28 protein-coding genes are annotated in these 20,406 nt (G+C 45.4%); all 28 read left to right on the forward strand.

Features of this window, described 5'->3' with window-relative positions:
• Positions 1–307 precede the first annotated feature (307 nt).
• The 28 genes from JXQ78_RS10405 to JXQ78_RS10540 all read left to right on the forward strand — a co-directional run bounded on the left by JXQ78_RS10405 (position 308) and on the right by JXQ78_RS10540 (position 20,285).
• On the forward strand, positions 308–805 hold the full coding sequence (locus JXQ78_RS10405; protein WP_330630693.1) for a hypothetical protein: 498 nt from the start codon (positions 308–310) through the stop codon (positions 803–805).
• A gap of 152 nt (positions 806–957) precedes the next feature.
• Complete coding sequence (locus tag JXQ78_RS10410) at positions 958–1,974, forward strand: hypothetical protein (RefSeq protein WP_330630694.1); 1,017 nt, start codon at positions 958–960, stop codon at positions 1,972–1,974.
• A 1-nt stretch (position 1,975) separates the two neighbouring features.
• Complete coding sequence (locus JXQ78_RS10415; protein WP_330630695.1) at positions 1,976–2,191, forward strand: hypothetical protein; 216 nt, start codon at positions 1,976–1,978, stop codon at positions 2,189–2,191.
• 180 nt (positions 2,192–2,371) lie between these two features.
• Positions 2,372–3,934 carry a hypothetical protein gene (locus tag JXQ78_RS10420; protein ID WP_330630696.1) on the forward strand — a complete coding sequence of 521 codons (1,563 nt, stop codon included), beginning with the start codon at positions 2,372–2,374 and terminating at the stop codon, positions 3,932–3,934.
• On the forward strand, positions 3,931–4,176 hold the full coding sequence (locus JXQ78_RS10425) for a hypothetical protein (RefSeq protein ID WP_330630697.1): 246 nt from the start codon (positions 3,931–3,933) through the stop codon (positions 4,174–4,176). The genes JXQ78_RS10420 and JXQ78_RS10425 overlap by 4 nt, the downstream gene beginning before the upstream one ends.
• 265 nt (positions 4,177–4,441) lie before the next feature.
• Positions 4,442–5,332, forward strand: a complete 891-nt coding sequence (locus JXQ78_RS10430) for a hypothetical protein (RefSeq protein ID WP_330630698.1) — start codon at positions 4,442–4,444, stop codon at positions 5,330–5,332.
• A 270-nt stretch (positions 5,333–5,602) separates the two neighbouring features.
• Positions 5,603–6,823, forward strand: coding sequence for a hypothetical protein (locus tag JXQ78_RS10435; RefSeq protein ID WP_330630699.1), 1,221 nt, complete (start codon positions 5,603–5,605; stop codon positions 6,821–6,823).
• A gap of 192 nt (positions 6,824–7,015) precedes the next feature.
• Positions 7,016–7,408 carry a hypothetical protein gene (locus tag JXQ78_RS10440; RefSeq protein WP_330630700.1) on the forward strand — a complete coding sequence of 131 codons (393 nt, stop codon included), beginning with the start codon at positions 7,016–7,018 and terminating at the stop codon, positions 7,406–7,408.
• An 18-nt stretch (positions 7,409–7,426) separates the two neighbouring features.
• The gene (locus tag JXQ78_RS10445; RefSeq protein ID WP_330630701.1) at positions 7,427–7,693 is read left to right on the forward strand and encodes a hypothetical protein; all 267 of its coding nucleotides are present in this window, start codon (positions 7,427–7,429) and stop codon (positions 7,691–7,693) included.
• A gap of 240 nt (positions 7,694–7,933) precedes the next feature.
• The gene (locus tag JXQ78_RS10450; RefSeq protein ID WP_330630702.1) at positions 7,934–8,134 is read left to right on the forward strand and encodes a hypothetical protein; all 201 of its coding nucleotides are present in this window, start codon (positions 7,934–7,936) and stop codon (positions 8,132–8,134) included.
• Between the two features lie 18 nt (positions 8,135–8,152).
• The gene (locus JXQ78_RS10455; protein WP_330630703.1) at positions 8,153–8,518 is read left to right on the forward strand and encodes a hypothetical protein; all 366 of its coding nucleotides are present in this window, start codon (positions 8,153–8,155) and stop codon (positions 8,516–8,518) included.
• Between the two features lie 111 nt (positions 8,519–8,629).
• Positions 8,630–8,944, forward strand: coding sequence for a DUF6378 domain-containing protein (locus tag JXQ78_RS10460; RefSeq protein WP_330630704.1), 315 nt, complete (start codon positions 8,630–8,632; stop codon positions 8,942–8,944).
• Positions 8,941–9,345, forward strand: a complete 405-nt coding sequence (locus JXQ78_RS10465; protein WP_330630705.1) for a hypothetical protein — start codon at positions 8,941–8,943, stop codon at positions 9,343–9,345. Before JXQ78_RS10460 ends, JXQ78_RS10465 begins: the two co-directional genes overlap by 4 nt.
• Entirely contained in the window at positions 9,342–9,554 is a 213-nt protein-coding gene (locus JXQ78_RS10470) for a hypothetical protein (protein WP_330630706.1), read from the forward strand. Before JXQ78_RS10465 ends, JXQ78_RS10470 begins: the two co-directional genes overlap by 4 nt.
• The gene (locus JXQ78_RS10475; RefSeq protein WP_330630707.1) at positions 9,547–9,747 is read left to right on the forward strand and encodes a hypothetical protein; all 201 of its coding nucleotides are present in this window, start codon (positions 9,547–9,549) and stop codon (positions 9,745–9,747) included. The genes JXQ78_RS10470 and JXQ78_RS10475 overlap by 8 nt, the downstream gene beginning before the upstream one ends.
• A 170-nt stretch (positions 9,748–9,917) precedes the next feature.
• The gene (locus JXQ78_RS10480) at positions 9,918–10,883 is read left to right on the forward strand and encodes a PD-(D/E)XK nuclease family protein (protein WP_330630708.1); all 966 of its coding nucleotides are present in this window, start codon (positions 9,918–9,920) and stop codon (positions 10,881–10,883) included.
• A gap of 275 nt (positions 10,884–11,158) precedes the next feature.
• Complete coding sequence (locus JXQ78_RS10485; RefSeq protein WP_330630709.1) at positions 11,159–11,593, forward strand: hypothetical protein; 435 nt, start codon at positions 11,159–11,161, stop codon at positions 11,591–11,593.
• The gene (locus JXQ78_RS10490; RefSeq protein WP_330630710.1) at positions 11,590–11,856 is read left to right on the forward strand and encodes a hypothetical protein; all 267 of its coding nucleotides are present in this window, start codon (positions 11,590–11,592) and stop codon (positions 11,854–11,856) included. Before JXQ78_RS10485 ends, JXQ78_RS10490 begins: the two co-directional genes overlap by 4 nt.
• A 5-nt stretch (positions 11,857–11,861) precedes the next feature.
• Positions 11,862–12,227 (forward strand): RtcB family protein, encoded by a 366-nt coding sequence (locus JXQ78_RS10495; protein WP_330630711.1) that lies wholly within the window; start codon positions 11,862–11,864, stop codon positions 12,225–12,227.
• A gap of 17 nt (positions 12,228–12,244) precedes the next feature.
• Positions 12,245–13,138, forward strand: coding sequence for an RtcB family protein (locus JXQ78_RS10500; RefSeq protein WP_330630712.1), 894 nt, complete (start codon positions 12,245–12,247; stop codon positions 13,136–13,138).
• 308 nt (positions 13,139–13,446) lie between these two features.
• Positions 13,447–15,987, forward strand: coding sequence for a DNA-directed DNA polymerase (locus JXQ78_RS10505; protein WP_330630713.1), 2,541 nt, complete (start codon positions 13,447–13,449; stop codon positions 15,985–15,987).
• A gap of 2 nt (positions 15,988–15,989) precedes the next feature.
• On the forward strand, positions 15,990–16,781 hold the full coding sequence (locus tag JXQ78_RS10510; RefSeq protein WP_330630714.1) for a nucleotidyltransferase domain-containing protein: 792 nt from the start codon (positions 15,990–15,992) through the stop codon (positions 16,779–16,781).
• Positions 16,778–17,026, forward strand: coding sequence for a hypothetical protein (locus JXQ78_RS10515; RefSeq protein ID WP_330630715.1), 249 nt, complete (start codon positions 16,778–16,780; stop codon positions 17,024–17,026). The genes JXQ78_RS10510 and JXQ78_RS10515 overlap by 4 nt, the downstream gene beginning before the upstream one ends.
• Positions 17,027–17,049: 23 nt before the next feature.
• A complete protein-coding gene (locus JXQ78_RS10520; protein ID WP_330630716.1) occupies positions 17,050–17,346 on the forward strand; it encodes a hypothetical protein in 297 nt (98 codons plus the stop codon).
• A gap of 198 nt (positions 17,347–17,544) precedes the next feature.
• Positions 17,545–18,525 (forward strand): hypothetical protein, encoded by a 981-nt coding sequence (locus JXQ78_RS10525; protein WP_330630717.1) that lies wholly within the window; start codon positions 17,545–17,547, stop codon positions 18,523–18,525.
• Positions 18,526–18,767: 242 nt separating this feature from the next.
• On the forward strand, positions 18,768–19,208 hold the full coding sequence (locus tag JXQ78_RS10530; RefSeq protein ID WP_330630718.1) for a hypothetical protein: 441 nt from the start codon (positions 18,768–18,770) through the stop codon (positions 19,206–19,208).
• Positions 19,209–19,269: 61 nt separating this feature from the next.
• On the forward strand, positions 19,270–19,977 hold the full coding sequence (locus tag JXQ78_RS10535; protein ID WP_330630719.1) for a hypothetical protein: 708 nt from the start codon (positions 19,270–19,272) through the stop codon (positions 19,975–19,977).
• A 26-nt stretch (positions 19,978–20,003) separates the two neighbouring features.
• Positions 20,004–20,285 carry a hypothetical protein gene (locus JXQ78_RS10540; protein WP_330630720.1) on the forward strand — a complete coding sequence of 94 codons (282 nt, stop codon included), beginning with the start codon at positions 20,004–20,006 and terminating at the stop codon, positions 20,283–20,285.
• Positions 20,286–20,406 lie beyond the last annotated feature (121 nt).

Genomic DNA, 20,406 nt, shown 5'->3' on the forward strand with positions numbered 1-20,406 from the left:
TAACCACCTTGTAACAACCACAGTTAACAGCTACTGCCCCTATCTCTTTTCCTTGGTAGTTTTTCTCTTTCCGGCTTTCTGTCTGCCTTCATTCTGATAAACTACGTTTATACCTTTAAGGCTTGTCTATAAGGAGTTATTATTCTTAATATGTGGTTCGATAGCATACCAATAGAAGACCGCTCTATCTGGTGAGGTATTGGGGTTCGATTCCTCAATAGAGCCTTAGCCAATGCGTGGCTGACAAAACGTGCAGATATGGATTTCACCAATGAGTTTAACACAACCCCCTCTTAATGTCGTTGTAATGGCGAACAACCAATCAAATCCAGATATCGAAGACTGGATGTACCCATATTTGGGTGGCGCACTTGATTTTACTACTGGCCTACGGACTAAGGTTAGAAAATCTAAAAGTCATAAAATTGGATATACAATTACACCAGTTGTTAGGTTTACCAATGTTTCCCGCACGCCACTTGGAATGATCGATGCATTTTGCGACGAGTATAATATAAATACTGTTATGCATCATCGAGATTCTGGGTCATATTTCTTGGAAATTAGCGGTACAACAAATGTTAAAGAGTTATTAGAGTCGTTTAGACCCTATATTCTGGGTTTAACAGAACAAGTAGATATATTGTTAAATAGAATTATTCCAGCGCTGGAACGTGGAGACCATCGTGAGAAGGAAGGCTTTTTGAGTGTAATGAAGAATGTGGAAGAATTCAGAGAGCATAATAATAGAGGTAAATCGTCTAAATATACAAAAGAGTTTTTTGAAGATGAATGGGATTTGTAATTGACCGGTATTATTAAGTGAGAGAATGAGAATTATTCTATTGAAGGGATAGCTGTTGGGCCGGCTTAACCATAATCGGTCCTTTGTTTCCATTCGAGTTTGAGTACCAACGGTGCAACTTCGTTGGGTGGAATTTTTGGCACGCGATAACCATGCGTGCTGTTGATTGCAGAACCGGCGAGAGACAACTATATTCAACCAATATGGCATACTTTGATAGCAGTAACGACGGGAGTACCAACAGCGGTAACAACAGCGGTAACAACGCAGATGATCTTAACCTGCGACTCACACCGAAGGTGGCGATCCGTGGTGAATTGGCGCGGGCATTCGGAACAGATCAAAGTTGGGGGCAGTCGATCGGTCTGGTCTTTGAGAATACGCGACTTGTTGAAGGCTGTATCTATAAAGATACGGAGAAAGAGGTTTACAAAGGATTTTCCTGGAGCGAAATTTGTGGTGTAATGCCTAAAAACGACAAGGGCATCGAGATTACAGAAGATGACGCTCAAAAAATCTATAGTACGACGTATGGAACAACGGAGAAGAGTTACGAGCTCATTGATGCCCGCATTCACGGCGAGAGCGATCCCATGCCGATCGGTGATGGGAACGTGATCATGTGGTACGGCGTAAGTGGTGAGGAGAGTACGCCAAAGGCAGCCTCATTGCGTCTTGGTATGCTGCTTCATCCAGACGCGAATGGGAATGTGCTGAGTGAAACTGACGGTCACAACTGGCTTGGAGATACATCTGGCAGTAACTGGCTTCGTGACGATCTCCAGGGCGAGGAGTTTGATTACTATCTCGATAAGCGACCGTCGTCTGAATCGGATCGGAAATACCACTATCCGGTGCTGATCAAAACATCGATTGGGGAACCTGTGCAGCCAGTTGCAAATGCTGGTGGCAGTGTGGAAAACAGTGGTACGCTTGCTGATTCTAAAGATTCTGAAGTCTCTGGAGAAGAATCAGAGTCCGCTGATAGCTCTAATGATATTCCAGAACCAGTTGAGAACTTCATCTCAACAGCGAGAAAACTTGATATGGAAGATGATGAGTCGAAATTGGCGCTGCTGAACGATCTCATTGGTGATCCGCAAAACGAGCTTGTAATTGAGATGGTTGAGAAAATGGGAGGCAAAAATGAGGTTGCGGGGATGGTTTAAAATGAGTGAAATAACCGATCTTAGTGTGTCGTACAGCGAGAAAAAGCAGGTGAACGATTTTGAACCAGTTGAAGTGAGTACTGAGGCTACGGTATCCCTTGAGTCTGGTGACGACCAGGATGAAGTGTTCGATGAAACACTCGATAAGCTCGAAGATATGGTAGCCCGCGGCCTTGCACAACGACTCATGCGCGAAAAGCGCGATAAAGACGATTGAAATGATCGTGTGTGGTTCAATTGCATTTACCTTTGCCGTGTTATTCATTCCGGTCACTCTTTTTCTACTTTGTTGCTCTATCTTCGCTCTGATTAGTTAGTATGTCCATAGGTCATGAAATAGGTCAATGAAAGTCTGGACTCTACCGTCTCCCTTCTTGTCGATTCTAACAGTAAACACATGTCATACTTTAACGAAGACAACAACGACAGCGACGACACAAGTACTGAAACGACAACTGAACCCGATGATAACGCTAACGAATCAATAGATTTGTATCAGACGGCTGGCCCAGATGTTGATACCCCAGATTTCCACACGATACTACAGATAGTGCGGGATTCGGGGCTTGTTGGCGAGGAAGAGAACATTCTAACAATTGTGCTGGGTATGCTTCGTGGGAAACTCATTATTCTATACGGAGTAAGCCGATCTGGTAAAGATGCGATTATGGAGGCGGCGATTGATCTTTACAAAGATGATTACGTGTACGAGTGGCCGACCGGTGAAAGCCCGACGGCTCCGTTCTACAATGCTGATGAAATTAATGGCTATCCAGTTCAGTATTTTGGTGATTTGGCCCGTGTCCAGGAACATCAGGAGAAGATCCTAAAGGCGTTCGGTGAAGGGAAAGATGCCGAGCGTGATGTAACAGATATTTCGGCACCGGAAGGTGAAGAAACTAAGCTACAGACGCTTAGTTGTCCACGAACAACGACTGCAACGATCGCGCTTGACAATGAGAACGTGGATCTGAACGACTATCCGGAAATGCTTAAACGGGCATTGATGTTGTCTGTTGATTCTTCAAAGCAACAGACAGAGCGAGTTGTCATGCGAAAGCTTCGTGAGCATGCTGATCAGGTTGAGAAGGAAGTTGATGCGGTAGAGAAAGCTGAGGTACGGCAGTATCTTAGTGATATTCCCGTTGAAAAATTCAATGATCATCCTAATAATAAGATTGTCAATCCAGCAGCTATCGAGATTGGCAAACAAAAAATGATGCCAACTGACTTTCCCGAAGCTCGTTTTGATGTTGATCGCTTCGTAGAGTTCATCGGCACGACAACGCTGTTCAATCATGCTGATCGGATGACGATTGATACTGGTCGGGGGCTGAAGATGCTTACAACGCCGACCGATATCTGGTACGGGATGAAAATTCTCGGTGAGCGGATGATTCTCTCGTCGCTGAATCTTACCGATGAGGATCAGGCCGTGCTTCGGTATCTTAGAGAATCGAAAAGTATGTGCGACAAGGCAGATATCCAGATGGGACTCCGTGAAGCTGGATATAATATTAATGACCGCGATATTCGACGGTCGCTGGATTCGATGCGCGAGAAGGGATACGTTCGTGTCGATAAGAGTTCGAGTCCACACAGCTTCTCGCTATCTCCATTCGCATCAATTACTAACTTTGAAGTTGGCCTCGATTACGAGGCAATTGTTGAGGAAGCAAAGGAAGTTGTGTATAATATCGACGGTGTCTCTGATGAAGTCGCTGATGAGTACGTTGAACGGTATTGTGAAGGGACGGGGACATTCGTCACTGACCCATTCACTGGTGAGGAGCTCGATATCACCGAAGACGCCTCTCTCCAGGAGGCTGTAGACAGTCAGACGGAAGCTGTGGCCGATGTTTTTGACGAGCCGATGTTCGGTACCGACAGTGAAGACGACGAGAACAAGGACAGTGACGACTCAGATAACATGGAACTAACTGGTGGAACCCTACAATGAACTCAAATAAAAAATATAGCAACGAAAGGATTATCGGACATAGAGTTTCGGCTGATATCGAAGAAAATAATTTCACTGGTATTTTTGCGGATTCTGATTTGGAGCCACAAATTCCCGAATATATTGTTATCACTGAAAGTGACATTGGTGTGAGTGAGGGTTCTGGATGGACTAAGAGCGTGAAACTTTCACCAACTGAATTGAAGGATATTTATAATTTGTTCTTTTCGGAAGACGAATGAAATGGACTATGAAAACCTAAGAAACTCATTGCGGCTGGTAGCATCGACATATCCTCGACGAGTCGGAAAACACCAACAGACAGCAATCTCGCCAACTCAAGCCGCAGCACTCATAGGGACGGCACAGAAGGACTCAGGTGATTTTCCGTTTATCTCGACGTATTCATTCCCACGGGGCCATTCGTCGGATGGCTATGTTCCACGGGTTGATCGGTTGTTCATCGACTTCGATGTTCCCGACCGGGAGAGTCGGTGGGAAATTGCCATGAGTCGGCTGCTCGTTCGTGTTCGAAAGATTGCGGGGGTAATCAGTAAAACAGATAACGCGTGCGCGTGGCAAGCTTCTCTATCGGGCAATAAGGGCGTTCATCTTGACGTGTCCTTTCCACCAGTGGCTGCCTCGAATGGATATCTGGAGCAATTTAAGGCTGGATTGAGTGACTATGCGTCGAATCTTGTTACAGCGATGGAATCAGCAACAGGCATTGGGGACATTGATGAGTACGTCGATATCTCGTCTGCTGATATGGCCCGGATGCGGCGAGTTCCCAACACTATCCATAGTGGGGCGACAGATAGAGCCGGTGAACCCCGGTATTGTGTACCAGTAACTTTGAGTGAGTTGGAGAAAATCACTCCAGCAGATTATATCGAGCTCACGAAATCCCGTCGGGAGGTCACAGAAGAAATGATGCCAACCCCTTCTCGTCGTGCCCATGATCGTGTTGCAATCGCTGTTCGGACGGCATCGACAACGAATACGCGAACAGTGGGGGAATCACGGTATGATACAGACGTTATCGAGGAGTATAGACGCCAGTCTAATGGTGCAGTCGGCGTTGATGACCTACCATTCATGTTCTCCGATAGACCGTGCATAGAGACGTTCATCAATCGTGATGATGCCTTCGAGCACGGCTCGGCGTCGCACTTGATGGAAATGAAGGTCATTACTGAAATGACTAACCGCAACGTGCCAATCGAGACGATGGTTGATTATTTCAGTCAACACAGCGATTTCGATGAGGCGTATACGAAACAACAAATTCACCAGTACATCGGACGACAGTATGATCCGGTTGCTTGTGAGACGATATGGGATCAAGCGTACCAGTTCTGTATCGGAAGCGATTGCTACCTGTACGATGAGCACTAAATATGCAATGTGAATATGGAACAGCAAAGGCTGGAAATGTATATGACGAGCGGTGTGAGAGAGACGCCGTTCAAGAGTATATGCAGTTATCTGAACCAATCCATCTTTGCGAAAAACATTATGACAAAATTATTCGCGGAGATTACTATTCGATAATGAGATGAGAGATACATCAAATAAAAATGGAAACTATTAAGTGGTGCTATGAGAATTATTTTATTGAAGGCAGATTCTGAGACAGTGTATCTTGTTGAATAGCGAAGCAACCGATTGTTGATTGCAATTTTAATGGCACCAACCAAAACACTTGAGCGAGTAGTATCGCATTTGCCAGCTACAACACCTGAACTGGCAGATGAACTCGATTATAAGAGTTATAGCGGCGTGTATGATGCGGTGAGCAGGCTTCGGGAGCATGGATACGTGATAGACCAGAACGAGGATAACGAATATTTCCTCCACTCGAAACCAGGGGGAAAAGTAGCAGCTGATGGAGGATCAGTTAAGACGAGAGTGTCATCAGGAACAAAACAATCCATCACAAACTCGGCAAAGTCACATCTAATCGAGCTCGAACGGGAGTTGACGGACCGAGCAAATGAACTGTCCCTTCCAGCTAATTCTGGTCTGAATCGTAATCAGGAGATTGAGCCAGGCAATGAGAGTATGGTCTTTTTCCGGAGTGACGATCACTTTGGACAGGTTGAAACCAACCAGAACGGGAAGGAGATCTTCAACTCTGACATCGCTGAGAACTACGTTCGTCGGTACTTCAACCGTGGGCTATCTATCAAACACAAACGCCAAGAGATGGGCACAACGTTCGATGGTGCGTACCTGATCCTTGACGGTGATCACGTTACTAACGAAACGATCTATGAGGGCCAGCCACACAATATTGATGAATCGTTGGATGAGCAGGTTGATCGAGCGGCCCGCATTTACGTTGAATCGATCAGTAGGCTTGCTGCCGCGTTTCCCCAGGTGACGGTCATTACCCAACACGGGAATCACGGCGAACTTCGGATGGGCGGCCAGTCGTCTGGAGCCAACGCCGACGATCTCATGTTCCTAATGGTCAATATTGCCATTGAGCAGTCAGATATTGATAACGTAACGTTCATCCAGAACGAGGATACGAATTCGACGGCGTTCAATCTCAGGAATCATCGGGGATATATCCGACACGGCCAGGATTCGCTTGAACATATTGGCACAAGTTCTGGCAAAGATAGGTGGAAAACTTGGTTTATAGACGCTATGGATAGTAGTCCAGACAACAAGCCGTGGGATATTGCCTATCGGGGCCATTACCACGAAGTTAAGATCGAGCCGATTGCGGGGCGGCCGGTGGTCATGGGTGGGGCGCTTGAGCCGTCTGGCGATTACGCAAACTCGTTGGGAATTGCAAAAAGTCGTCCAGCTGGAATTGTTCACGGTGCTACGGACAAAGAGCCACTCGCATGGTCAGAATTCGTATACTTCAATTAATTTTCCATATAGTTAGGCAATGTTATAATAGAGAAGACTTATAATATACAGATATAGAATATAGTATGCCTACCACAATCAAGCAATATCGGGCGTAAACCACTCGTATATTGCAACTATCGGATGAGTGGATGGGTATGTTGATTGCCAAATAACCAACCAAAGTGAGTTTGTTCACTTGTTGACACTTAGATGAATAACACGCAATGTCGCGCGGACTATGTTGAAGTTACAGATATTAAATCAGACTCATACGCTAAACCACCGGGGGGAGATAGCGGAGATGTATTCCTGGTGACCCGCGATGACGTAGATGAGAAGTGTGTGGGAGATCCACAGCGATACGAAATTGCATGGGAAGTTACAAAGGGAATTTACGGGCCAAAAACGCTGATAAAAGAAGTCCAATGTTCAACCGCAGTTTGCCCTGAATGCGATAGTATCGGGCGGTATGACGAACGAGGCGATGTTTGTTGTGTTAACGATAATTGTGGCGTGGTTATTTCTGGTGGTGCAGAGCCAATTAGCTATGATGTATATAACGGGATGTCTGTAGCGACCGAACCGGAACCGGACGTACAATAGCCCCTTCTGGTTATTCTTATGACTGATAACAACACCAACAGTGACGATGAGACGAACAGTGACGATGAACAGCTTGACGAACTCGTGCAGCAAACTCAGGAGTTCCACACAATGCTTGACAAAATGAAACAATGGTCAGGTGATGTGGCTACTGAAATTCTCATTCGACGTGGCGAAACAAACGATGAAGAAGAAATTGAGCGAATTGACGAGGCACTTAAACTGGTCCGATCGGTTTCGAAGCGAATTGAACAAGGCGACAATCAGCGAGCTCGAAGACCATGACTACGTACCAAAAGCAATACCATCATTTCGGTAGAAATGATAAAATTACTGTTCATGGAGAGATCGTGCATGTTGATCCGTCACCGAAGGGACTATCCCGTGGGGTCAATGTCCTGGTGAGACTCCCTGAAGACGATAAGGGGGAGACGTACTATTGTGATTATGAACGCAATAATGGAAAAGCGTGTTCGAGAGAGGTAGACACTCCCGATGAATCTTGTTGGCAGCATGGTGATGACGATGAGTGATAGCTTGGACGATCGTGTGGTGACGCTTCGACTCGGGGTGAATGAGACATATAATTTACTACAGGCTATTGATATGGCTGAGATGAACAGAAATAGTACTGGTGGTAACTTAAAAAATAAATATGGCTGTCTTATGGATACTGTTGAAGATCAAGTTGACCTGAGTACTTTCAACTCTCTCCCTTCACGTTAGTTCTATCTCCTTTTGTTGGTGAAATCCCGCAAGCTGCGCTTGCGGGGCACTAAACATCAGGAGATGACTATCCTACTGAAAACCGATGAAGATGTTGAGAAGCTAACTGATGTTGCTGATGCGGTCCAGGCAACGGAAGAGAAAGTACAAGTGGTTGGTTTTGATTCGGAAAGCGAGCTTGTTGATGGATGGCTATTCGGTGCTTATGGTCGAGTTAAGCTCTGGGTCGATTCAACACTTAGCGACGAGGTGGCGAAATATGAAGGCGTCACAAATCCGATGACACATCCTGATAATCGAGTGTGGTTCGATAACGATAGTAGGAGATTAACCCAACATGGTCGGATAGCGCGACTAAAAATGCAAAATATAGACGATAACTAATGAACGAATTCGTCTGTAATCATTGTCAGACACATTATACTGACCGACGAGAAACGAACTGGACGGGTCAATGTCCGAACTGTGAACAATTGCGGCGGTTTGTGCTTATCAATGAGTGAAGAGATTCCTGAAATCTTCGAGAAGGCGGCTGAAGCGATTTATGAACGAACTGAGAAGCATGGAGCGGAAGATAACTTCGACACAATTGCAGCCTTCTGGTCTGACTATCTTGAAAGGCGTATTTCCCCAAAGGAAGTGGCCGACTTGATGATCTTACTTAAAATTGCGCGAGCAAAGGACGGATCGTATAATCAAGACGATTACTCTGACGTTTGTGGGTATGCGTATCATGGAAATCAGATCTCTTCTGGAGAAAAGGGACATACTTTGATTCGTAATAAAATGTCCACTGGTGATAGACAATGAGTAAAAGAAAACTAACAATAAACGGCATAGAATTTGACCCTGAAAGATTTAGTTGGGATGACGCATGGAAGAAGCCAGTCAAGGTGCAAGCTGTTCCTTTGATGATGTCATTCGAGGTCGAAACGATGGAAGGAACAATGGAAGCCGAGCGTGGTGATATTCTCATCCGTGGTGTTGAAGGTGAATTATATCCCTGTGATAAAAATATATTCAGTCAGACATATACTACTGATGAGAGTGCCGTTGCCAAGTATACGGATGGTGATATCATTAGCGCAAGGCGTGAGCTATTTGACCACACATTACGCCATGTCTCAACTGGTGTAACGGATACTGACGCTCGTGCTGGTGTTCGCGCGTTTATTGACCTTCTCCGCGAAGGAAATTGTGATAGACAATGAGTGCAGATAGTAATCTAACGTGCCCATCGTGCGGTTTCGAGGGACTATTTGACGGTCAAAATATTTTCTCCAAAACAATTGCTGAAGATGTTAGTTTTGGTGGTAATCTCTTCGTAAATGAGAAGATTCAAACATTTTATGTACATGGGTGTACCAATTGTGGGGATAAATTTGCTGTAATAGAAGAAGAAGAGATAGACAATGAGTGATATTGACCCAGAGGTTATTGACGAAATTGAATCGGTAGATGGGCTAAAGGCCGTACTCCAGTTGATCGGTCGCGCTGGAATGAAAGCCCAGGATGAGGGCAAATGTATACTTTCGTTTGAGATGACCAGCAATGGCCTTACTGTGGTTGAAATCACCGAACACGTAGCGGCACTTGAAGGTGAAACTGAATGAGACAATATAAGTTAGAAGAGTTACTTTTTGAATCTCTGGCTATAACGATGATTCTTCTGCCATTATTTTTTCTTTTGTTGGCATTATACTTTCTTTCTCCTATTATCTTTGGCTCATTTTGTCTAACCTTTATTGTAATATTTGTCACTCTACACAAAACAGAATAGTTTATGCCAGACCAAAGCAATCGCGTAGAAAAATTACGTGAATCCGACGAGAAGTACCCATATCACTCGAAGAGTCGAGTGCTTAAATATGTGAAATGTCCTCGGCAGTTCGAGTATAGCTACCTCAAGGGCTATAAAGAGCCTGAGACGTATCCAATGCGACGTGGGACAGCTATTCATGAAACTATCGAGGACTATTATCACAACGTGAGCCATTACGTCAGTACGTACGTAATCCCACCAACCGTTGGGCAATTGCAACAATTCTTGCCGGATTATAAGCGGTGGCAACCGTACGTCGAGCCGTTCATCAGCAACTTCTTGCGGTTTGAAGCCCGGCGACTTGAAGAGGCATCGAGCATCGAGACATGGCTGCCGGTGGAGGTTGAGGCTGAAGGGTGGGTTGAGGACCCGCTTGATCAAGGCAATGATCCAATCCCAGCTATGGGCTACGTCGATGTGATCTACCATGCTGATTCGATTCCAGGGTTGCTCGACACTGGAAAAGTGATTGTCGATCATAAGACTGGAAAAACGCCTGATGAGCAGTATCGAGACGACGGCATCTATCTCCAGGGCGAATTCTATACAATGCTCTTTGGAGATGAATATAATATAACTGCTGTCGCTGGCTACTATCCGAAAAACGACGATCTGATTGTTTCTACTCCGTCCCGTTCTCGTCGTTCCGATCTGCTGCAAACGATGGGTGACATTGAGACTGCGATTGAGGAAGATCATGTATATCTTGAAACAGATGAACAACCGTTGTGTAAATGGGGCGAAGCTGACGATGAAGAGTGTTCTTACTACCGGATTTGTTCCAGCTCGTGGGGTGAACCATTACGGCACGGTGATACAGTGCGGAAAATGGTTGCTAATGGCTGTAGCCACGGTGAAATAGCAGCTCATCTTAACTGTAGTTACGATTCGGTTAATTACGCCAAATATAAACTCGGACTAAGTTAAAATGTTAGACGAAAAGTACATCGCTTATAAGATGGATGTATCGTTCATAGGCACACTATTGACTATTGAGATAATATTGTGGGTTATCCTTGCGTTAATTGGATTTGAAGTTATTGCACCATGGATTGGCGTTATTGTTTTTATTGCGATTAGCCTGTTTAAATCGGTAATTGCCAATCTTAACCGAAGAAAGTTTCCGATTGATAGATTTAACTACTGATTCTGGTGAATAGCCTAATCAGCTATTAGGTTCGATTCCTATTTCAGTACATTAGGTGACGTTGGTAAAATCAGCTGCACAAGAGTTGTATCGCCGCACAAACGGGGAATTTGAAATTGTGCAAGGAATCAATGATCCAAACGGAACGATCGGCGCTGAACTGGATCGAGATGGCCGTGGCTACGTTCTCGTTGCAAAAGAGTATTCGTACAAGGGGTTGGCATCATTTATGACGGTAATCGTTGAGTGGGCCGTAAACAACGACTGCCAATTAATCTTCTACGAAGATCGTAATGAGACATTCACAGTTTTTGACGAACGATTGGTGCAGCAAGAAGGGGATGATTCCCACGGATCGAGTAAGAAAGAGATGGCTGAGTGGACTGAGATACCGTGTTCACGAGGTTGTTCACTTGAGTCGTATATAGCTGGTCGAGCCTCTCCAGATACGCTTAGTGGAGAAAATGAGACGTTGACTGTATACAAATGAATGATGAAGAACGAGCTGACGTAGAACGGGCATTGGAGAGACTGTCTGATCGAAATCCTGCACAATTCTTTCTAAAACGTGCGCTTGGAAAGGAGACTGAGTATGAAGAAATCAACGGTCATCTATTCAGTGATGATAGTAAGTGGTGTAAACATGGTAGTTGTGAATTGATGAGAAAACGAAAGAACATTGCTGATAAAGTAGACTGTCCGGCACCAATGGAAGGCATAGAATTGCACATCGATAATAAATATATTCATTAATAATAATGAAACTTAACGGAAAATATACCGACGCGACAGTAATAGCGGAAGAAGTAGATAACTATTGTCTTGAGCAAATACAGGAGCTAATCAACCACGAGGCGTTTACAGAGCCAGTAAAAATTATGCCCGACGCTCACGCTGGAGCTGGCGCTGTGATCGGGTTCACAATGCCGGTTGGGGATAAGATCATTCCGAACACGATTGGCGTCGATATCGGGTGTGGTGTTGACGCTATTAACATCGGTTCTGAGATCCCCAATGATCTGCGCGAGCTCGATGAGACGATTCGTGACGTTGTTCCATTCGGTTTAATGTTCACGACGATACAGACGTTGATATTGAGAGTATTGCGCCATGGGTGTCTTTAAATCAAAGAATCTACTTGATGGATATAGATATTGAACTCAGTCCAGAGTATTATAACAATCTCTTAGACAGGGTTGGATACGACGAGAAGCGGGCCAATCAGTCGCTCGGCACACTCGGCGGTGGTAATCATTTTATTGAGGTTGCTCAATCTGAGACCACCGGTGACTATTGGCTTGTTGTTCACTCCGGTTCCCGTGGGCTTGGCCTTTCTATTGCTCAGTATTGGCAGAATAGAGCAACTGATATAATGGACGAGAAAGCGGCTGTTGAGATTGATTACGAAGCGATTCGTGAAAACTTCGACGGCGAAGATATCAAGCATGAGATTAACCGCCGAAAAGTAGAAGGGCCTGATCAAGACCGGAATACCGACCTTGATTATCTTGAAGGAGAAGAGATGGATGGATACCTCGCTGATATGGTGTTCGCCCAATGGTATGCTATGAAAAATCGAAAAATGATACTTGATTCTATTTCCACAGAACTTGATACATTTGAGGAGGGTGTTATTGGAAAATCTATCATCTCTTCGACTCACAATTATATCGACTTTGATGATATGGTTATCCGAAAGGGTGCAATCCAGGCGCATGAAAACCAGAAGGCGGTCATTCCATTCAACATGCGCGACGGAACCCTTCTCGTTGAAGGTAAGGGTAATCCCGACTGGAATAACTCGGCTCCACACGGCGCTGGTCGGATCATGAGTCGAACACGAGCCTTTAACGAGTTGTCTGCTGGTGAATTTGCACGGGAAATGGATGGTATCTTCTCTACATCTGTGGGAAAAGAAACGCTCGATGAATCTCCGATGGCATACAAATCAACTGAGGTTATCGAAGAAGCGATTGAACCAACTGCTACTATCGTAGACCGCTTGAAGCCTGTACTCAATTGCAAAGCTGAATAATGAAACTACCTGATGATTGGGTTGAAGAAGAAAGATATGGTTATAGCCCATCGAGATATGATCCTGATGATGGAAATTATGAATGTAATACTTGTGAGACTAATTTAAGAACATATGGAGATGGACACACTGCCTCGAAGCGTTGCCCTCAGTGTGATGTAACAGTCTGGTTGTACTGACGTTCTTGTTGTTTCTATCGTTCAATATCTCCTGCTACTACTCTTGGTAGGTACAGCACGGTTCGATTCCGTGGTAGTGGCCTCTCTTTTTGTGGTGATGTACAGTTGGAAAGATAACTAAAACAAACTATGAGTACAGAAGAGTTTCTTGTTACAAAAGTTGAAGCATCGTGTGAAGATGGCACAGACATTCACTTATTCGGTCGAGATAACGATAATGAAAGAAAGGAAGTTGTGGTAGAAGATTACTCCCCGTTCTTCTTTGTCCCAAAATCGGAGATTGGTGATGTTCATTCGTTGATTGGGTCGAACGGTATTATATCGATCGAGGAGTCTGATCGGGATGGGTTCTGCACCGATTGCGAGCTCATGAAGGTCACAGTTGAGGAGCCCAGGAACATTCGTAGTGCAAAAAAATTATTCCACCAAACGTTCGGCGCTGATGTTTCGGTCGAGAATCGGTTTCGGATTGAGACAGGCCTGAAGGACGCGATTGCTGTTGACGGGAAGCTTCTTGATTCCGGTTTCACATCGAAATCGTCGCCTGACAATATCAACCCCGTCGAGGGGGATTTTCCCGACGTTACCCCAAGGGTTTGTACACTCGATATCGAGGTAGACGACCGTGGTGAGTTCCCCGAGGCTGGTGAACGTAGGATTACATCGATTGTTGCCCACGACAGTTTCGAGGATGAAATTGTGGGCTTCATCGATCTTGATGGTCGGGAAGTGAATGAAGCCTTTCCTGAGGGGAAACCAGAAGAGGTTGACAAGCTTCATTTCGAGCCTGACGAACGCCGGATGTTGATACGGTTTGCCTGCTGGGTGAGTGAACACAATCCAGATATCCTGACGGGTTGGAACATGGATGATTTCGACGCTCCATACATCATTACTCGAATGGAGAAGATCGGCGTTAATCCTGATCGCCTATCGCCACTGGCAGATGCTGGATTGAACTATAAAGGCAATGCCGAGGTAGCTGGTCGGTCGGTCTATGATATTCTTGAGGCGTATAAGAAAAACTCGTGGGGTAACCTTCGGTCGTACTCGCTCAACTACGTCGCCAACGAGGAACTCGGTGAGTCGAAGATTGAACATGACCGTGGATTCTACGAACTGTGGCAAGAAGATCCAACGAAGTTCATTAACTACAACGCCCGAGATACTGATTTAACTGTTAGGATTAACGAGAAGGGGGACGTGATCGGATTCCGTGATACACTCCGAAAACAAGTTGGGATTAATTTCGAAGATACGCTCAACAGCTCCGACTTCATCGAGATGATGGTACGCCGTAAGCTAAAAGAGAGAGGTGAGGTTGCTCCAACTGCTGATCCAGAAGATGCCGAAGGGTATGAGGGAGCGTATGTATTTGAGCCATATAATGGAGTCGCTGAGAATGTAGTTTGTATAGATATTGATTCTCTATATCCGTGGACGATGTATATGCTTAATGCCAGCCCGGAAATGAAAACTTCCCTTAACGATGCTGAAGAGCATATGTACGACGAGAATGGGAATGCAAAGCCCGGATATGCTTCTTTTGCACCCAATGGAGTCTCTTTCTCGTTGGAAAAAGTTGGTTTATTTAAATCGATTGTTGAAGAAGCTATTAATCTCAAGCGAGAATTTGATGAGTTGAAGTCTGAAGCTGCTGCTAATGGAAACGATGAATTGTACAAAAAATATGATATTCAATATATGGCGGCAAAGGTAATTGTTAATTCTATTTATGGAGTTATCGGTTGGGATAGATTTGTTTTGTATGACCGTGAAACAGCTGAGGCAATTACATTAGCTGGTCAGAAAGTAATTAAAGCAACTGCTGAGTTTGTTGAAAACGAGACTGAAGGAACTGTGGTATACGGAGATACTGATTCCAACTATATTAAATTTCCTTCAGAATGGGATCAACAACAGTGTGTTGAGTATGCACATAAGATCTGTGATCGACTGGAAACAGAGGTGTATCCTGACGTTGCCGAAGGCATGGGGATACCAGCTGAGGAATGTCGGTGGACGCTCGGCCCAGAGATGTACACGCCTCGCTTTTTCCAGTATGGCAAGAAGAAGAAGTACGCTTATCGAGCAACCTGGAAAGAGGGAATGGATATGGATGACGTAGTTGCGGATCCAAAGACGACGATAAAGGGATCGGCAGCGAAACGATCCGATGCTTCTCGTCTTACCCGAGATACTGAAAAGGGTTGCATCAAAGCTATTCTCGACGGAGAACCCGGACGATGTAACGAGATCGTTCACGAAGCGGCGCTGAAACTCGATCCAGACGACCCAGATTGGGAGACGATTGGTATTCCAAGCGGTATTGGAAAGGCACTCGATAATTACGAAACTGATATGCCCCGCGTTCGTGGTGCTCGTTATTCTAACGAATTGCTGGGTACGAATTACGGGAACGGGGATAAGCCAATGCGATGCTATATACAGCCGTTCTACAGCGAAGCTGTGGATGAAGAGATTGATGTAATCGGATATGAAGATGGGAGTGATCTACAACCGATCCTCGACGATATTACGATTGATGCTGGAAAAATGACCCAGACTTTGATCGTGAACCCATTGGAAAATATCCTTGACTCTGTTGGTGTTGATATCAATGCAGCACTGAAAGGACAGCATCAAAATTCTCTGGAGGCGTATTTCTAATGATGAAATACAATAACGATAAACTCAAGAAAATGATTAAGAAACGAATAGACGAACAAGCCAGTGACTTACCGATATACTACGCTGTGTCTGGGAGTCACTTGTACGGGTTCCCGTCGTCCCCGGAAGTCGGTGGGGATATCGATGTTCGTGGGTTTCATATGACTCCCCCATCTCGATATTTAAAGCTTGATCAGCCACAAGTTCGGTATCAAATTAATCAAAGGGGAGTCTCTGATGGATTTGAAGAGTGGTGCGATGCTGAACTTGTAAGTTATGAATTGCGCAAATTCACACAACACGTCTACAACTCGAACTTTAATGTCATTGAGTGGCTAACCGCCGATCCAATATACGGGTTTAACTCGGAAATCTCCGGGCTGTGGGATATCATTAATAGGTATCTACCGATGGATATGGCATCTGGATATATCGGTCTGGCACGGTCGAATCATCAATCCAATTACGATGATCAACCGACCGCGAAACATTGTCTGTACGCTCTTAGAGGACTATTAGCGGCGCTGTATGTAACAAGATCTGGGGCTGTTGAGCCAGACATTACCAAATTAACGACTTGGTATGGCGATTATGACAGTCTTGTATCTAATTTGATCGAAGCAAAACAGACAGGAGAGAACGCTACATTAGACAGCGATCTCCACAATTGGTACATCATGACGTATCGCAATCTTATCGAAGAGGCTGAAGACGCCAAAATTAAATTCCAAAACAACGCGCGCAACGAGCTGAAGAACGATCTTAACGGCTGGATGATGAAATATCGACAATGACTACTAAAAAATACAAAATTACCGTTACGGTAGCTAATGGTGAAGAATTACACGAAGGACAGGCTCTTGCGACAGTTAATAATATTCCGGGCGTTGGTTGTGCTGTCGTAAAACCGTGCTGTCCGGTTTGTGGTGATACATTTGAAGACGCCACTTCTGTTAATAGACGTAAATATGAAGTTGATGTTGAAGACTACGATAATATCTGTTTCCATGAAGATAGCTTAGAAGTCTACCTTCACTAATAAATTGATATTGGATTTTCAAAATGAAAAACAAACAAGTTGGAAATTGGATACAAGTTGAAACGCCCCCAGCAACACTGTATTGCCATAAAGATGGATTAAATACGATAGTTCAAACTTCCAAATATATTGGTGGGAGATATCTTCATAAAGTTTGGGTCGTGTTTCGGGATGTTACTATTCCTGTTTTCTCCAGCGCTAATCCAAAAGGGGGGCATTGGGCTACAAGAGTGGCTAAAGAATTTACTGATTGTTTGGGGAAAGAAGTTCCCCCGGCCCCGACGTTACTTGATCCGTTCTTAGAGCCTTTTGTACAATGACATGGAAGTGTGGTGGTTGTAATGCTGTAGTTTCAGACTCCTTCTTGTGGTGCACTTCTTGTGATCATTGCAAACGTACTTGTGATGATTGTGGCACTGCCCTTCAGTGGCAGAATGAGCGTATCTATTGTCCTAATTGTAGTGCGACGTTTTGGCCGAACTAACTCTCCCCCTTCTCGTTAGTTCCAGGTAATAATTATGAGCAAAAACGTAGTGGCAACACCGTCGGTTGAACAGAAAACGAATATAACGATTCCTGATCGGTATGCTCGGGAAATACGAGAACGGGAACACATTATTGATGCTTGTCCCATAAAAGTGTTCACGAGCTCGATCAACCCGCGCTGGAGTTGGCCGTGGAAGTTGAACGCGGCAAATGAAGCCCGGCCCAGTGTTCCGCCGAGTTGTGATGAGATGATGATCGACCCTGGCCTTAACAATCGTTGTGGGCCATTAGCAGCTGCTCATGCCGCTGCAAAGACTGATGCTGATTACGTTCTCGGCCGTGATCTGCCACCGACTCAGTGCCCTGAGAGAGTCTCTGACGATGAGGTATGGCGCGTCAGTATCGAACGCGTTGCTAACTACATGATTGAACATCGTCGCTTGCGCGAAGCTGATAGTGTGTCCCTCGGGACGTGGGACCTTGCCCATGACGCCGAGGCAATCGCGCCGATCCAACCGCCGTATATTGAGTCGCTCAAATACATGGCTGAACCGATCAAGCGTGATACGCCGCATGGTCCAATGCAGATCACAATCCTCGATGAGACGGATTACATCGCCGTTGGCGGGCTGCTAAGCTTTGATGACGTGACCGAGCGTGTTGAAAAACTTCAAGAGGTCCGTGAACATGTTGGGGATGAGATGAAGATTCATGCACTGGCACCAGGAACTGGTCTTCCGGTTATTCGAGCGATTCGTGACGATCCTGCGCTTATTGACAGTCTTGATGTTTCAACGCCTGAGACAGGCCCCTCGAACGGGCGACTGCCGGATAAGACCTGGACACAGCATGATCATAACCTCCCACGGGGGACAGATTCGACAACGATTCGAGCACAGTATTCTGGCGCGATTGCGTTACAACTTGCATACATGTTGGGACCATACTGTAATGATCCAGTGTTGGATCAAGACAATGACCAAACAGAACAGCAAAGTTTACTTGACGTGTAAAATATCGGTAGTGATGTTGATGCAGCCAGTTCAATCCAAAAGGTTATCCCATAGATTGGATAAGTGAATTCTATACCAACTCATAGAATATCAATGATAACAATAAAGATCAACGGTATGGCGACGATAAGGCGTGCAAACGGCTCTGATGAGAATGTCAAAAACGAAACAGTCGAAATCGAGAAAGAGGACAGAGTAGAATCTGACGGACCAGTCGCGATCAAGGTCGTGGATACATTTTAATGAGCGAAAGTCAAATCACATCGACGGAATACGCCCCAGATCAAGAACTCGCGGAGCTGCTGAGCGAATTCGCAGCGGAAACGACACTTACGACCCATAGCGATGAAAAGATGCAGGGTGCTGAGCAGAAGAAATTCACCGTTCACCATCGGGATCTCGACATTGGTGGGACGGAAACGTACAGTGCGTACGCCGTCATGGGGTCTTACGAAGGTCATCTCGGGTTCGCAGCGTGTCTTATCTTAACGCATGCTATCAACCTTGGAGAACCAACACACTGTTATGTTGACTCATCGGAAACTCTCGATAAGATACGTGAGATGATGGGAACTGACGACGTGTACCGTGACATGACGGCAGAGTGGTTTACCCGGATGCAGTTTCGGCAGGACTCCCGGAAAAACGACTCAACAACCGTATCGGATACGAACACGAAATGATCAAGATGGATAAAATAGAACGGTATGCGCGAGTTTGGCTGCGTGCAGGGAGGGACAAATAATGACTGAAACACCGACTCTAAATGACGAGGAGTGGGAAGCAGTTCAGGAAAGCCTTCGCGGCGCGCTAAACGTCCTCCGCGATCACTACACAAACAGCAAACATGGTGATATCGTCAAAGATGGTGACCGAATAATAGTCTTCTCCGACGGAGCGGGTGAGGAACTGTTCGAGATTGCTGAGAGCGCTGACGTTGATCTGGTATCCTTGAGGCGGATGATGATCGCCAAAGCCAAACGATGGACAGATCATGACTGGGAACAGTCAGATCCTGTTGTGGTCGAGCTTGAGAATGCGGAACTAACGACCGATCCGTCTCCCAGTATTTCCTACAACCGCATCGAAACGAAATACACTGCGCTTGTGAAGGACATGATTGATATCGTCCTGGAGAAAGGTGGTGCGTTCCCAGTCGATCCAGAGTTCACAATCTACCGCTATGAGGACGCGTACATCGAAACGCAGGCGTATATTCCTGATAGCAGGGCGTTCAGAGATCACGCAAGAGATGTTGATCGTCTAAATGTCACGACATCTTTCGATGACGACAAAGGGACAGAACTGGGGGATGCTTTGGAAGAATTAGACGAGATCGTAGACGACTCCCAGAACAACTACGAAGAATGGGACCATTTCCAGAACGAAATAGAGATCCCTGAAGTGGAGGGGTACGAGCGTGTCATTATAATGTGTGAAGTTAACGAATAGCGCCACCGAAAAACACCAACAGAACAATGTCAGACACCGTAAACGAAGTCATAGAAGAGCTGGACCGAATGCAGAAAATGAATCTCGCCGCCGCCCGTGGCATTTTCAACGAGTCAGAACTTGAACGGGCGATGTATACCACGGAGAATGGGGAACTAAAGATAACGGTGTTGATCGCAGGCAGTGGAATTATGGTCGCCACAGATGGCCAGCCCAACGATATGGCCTGGGCAAGCCACGAGGCAGACATTAAGATCATTAACGATCTTGTTGAGTCTGGCCACCTCACCCAAGTCGTTGACGAATAGGCCGACAGAAAACTTATCTTTTTTGTAAAAGGTGAGCCGTCTCCGACCCGTCGTCAGTATCCAATATTCTCGTCGTTTCCAGCCACGGAAACTAAATCATCGTGGGGAGTGATCCCCGCTA

Origin of the sequence: Halocatena halophila (assembly GCA_027563145.1) — an archaeon.
Taxonomy (GTDB): Archaea; Halobacteriota; Halobacteria; order Halobacteriales; family Haloarculaceae; genus Halocatena; species Halocatena halophila.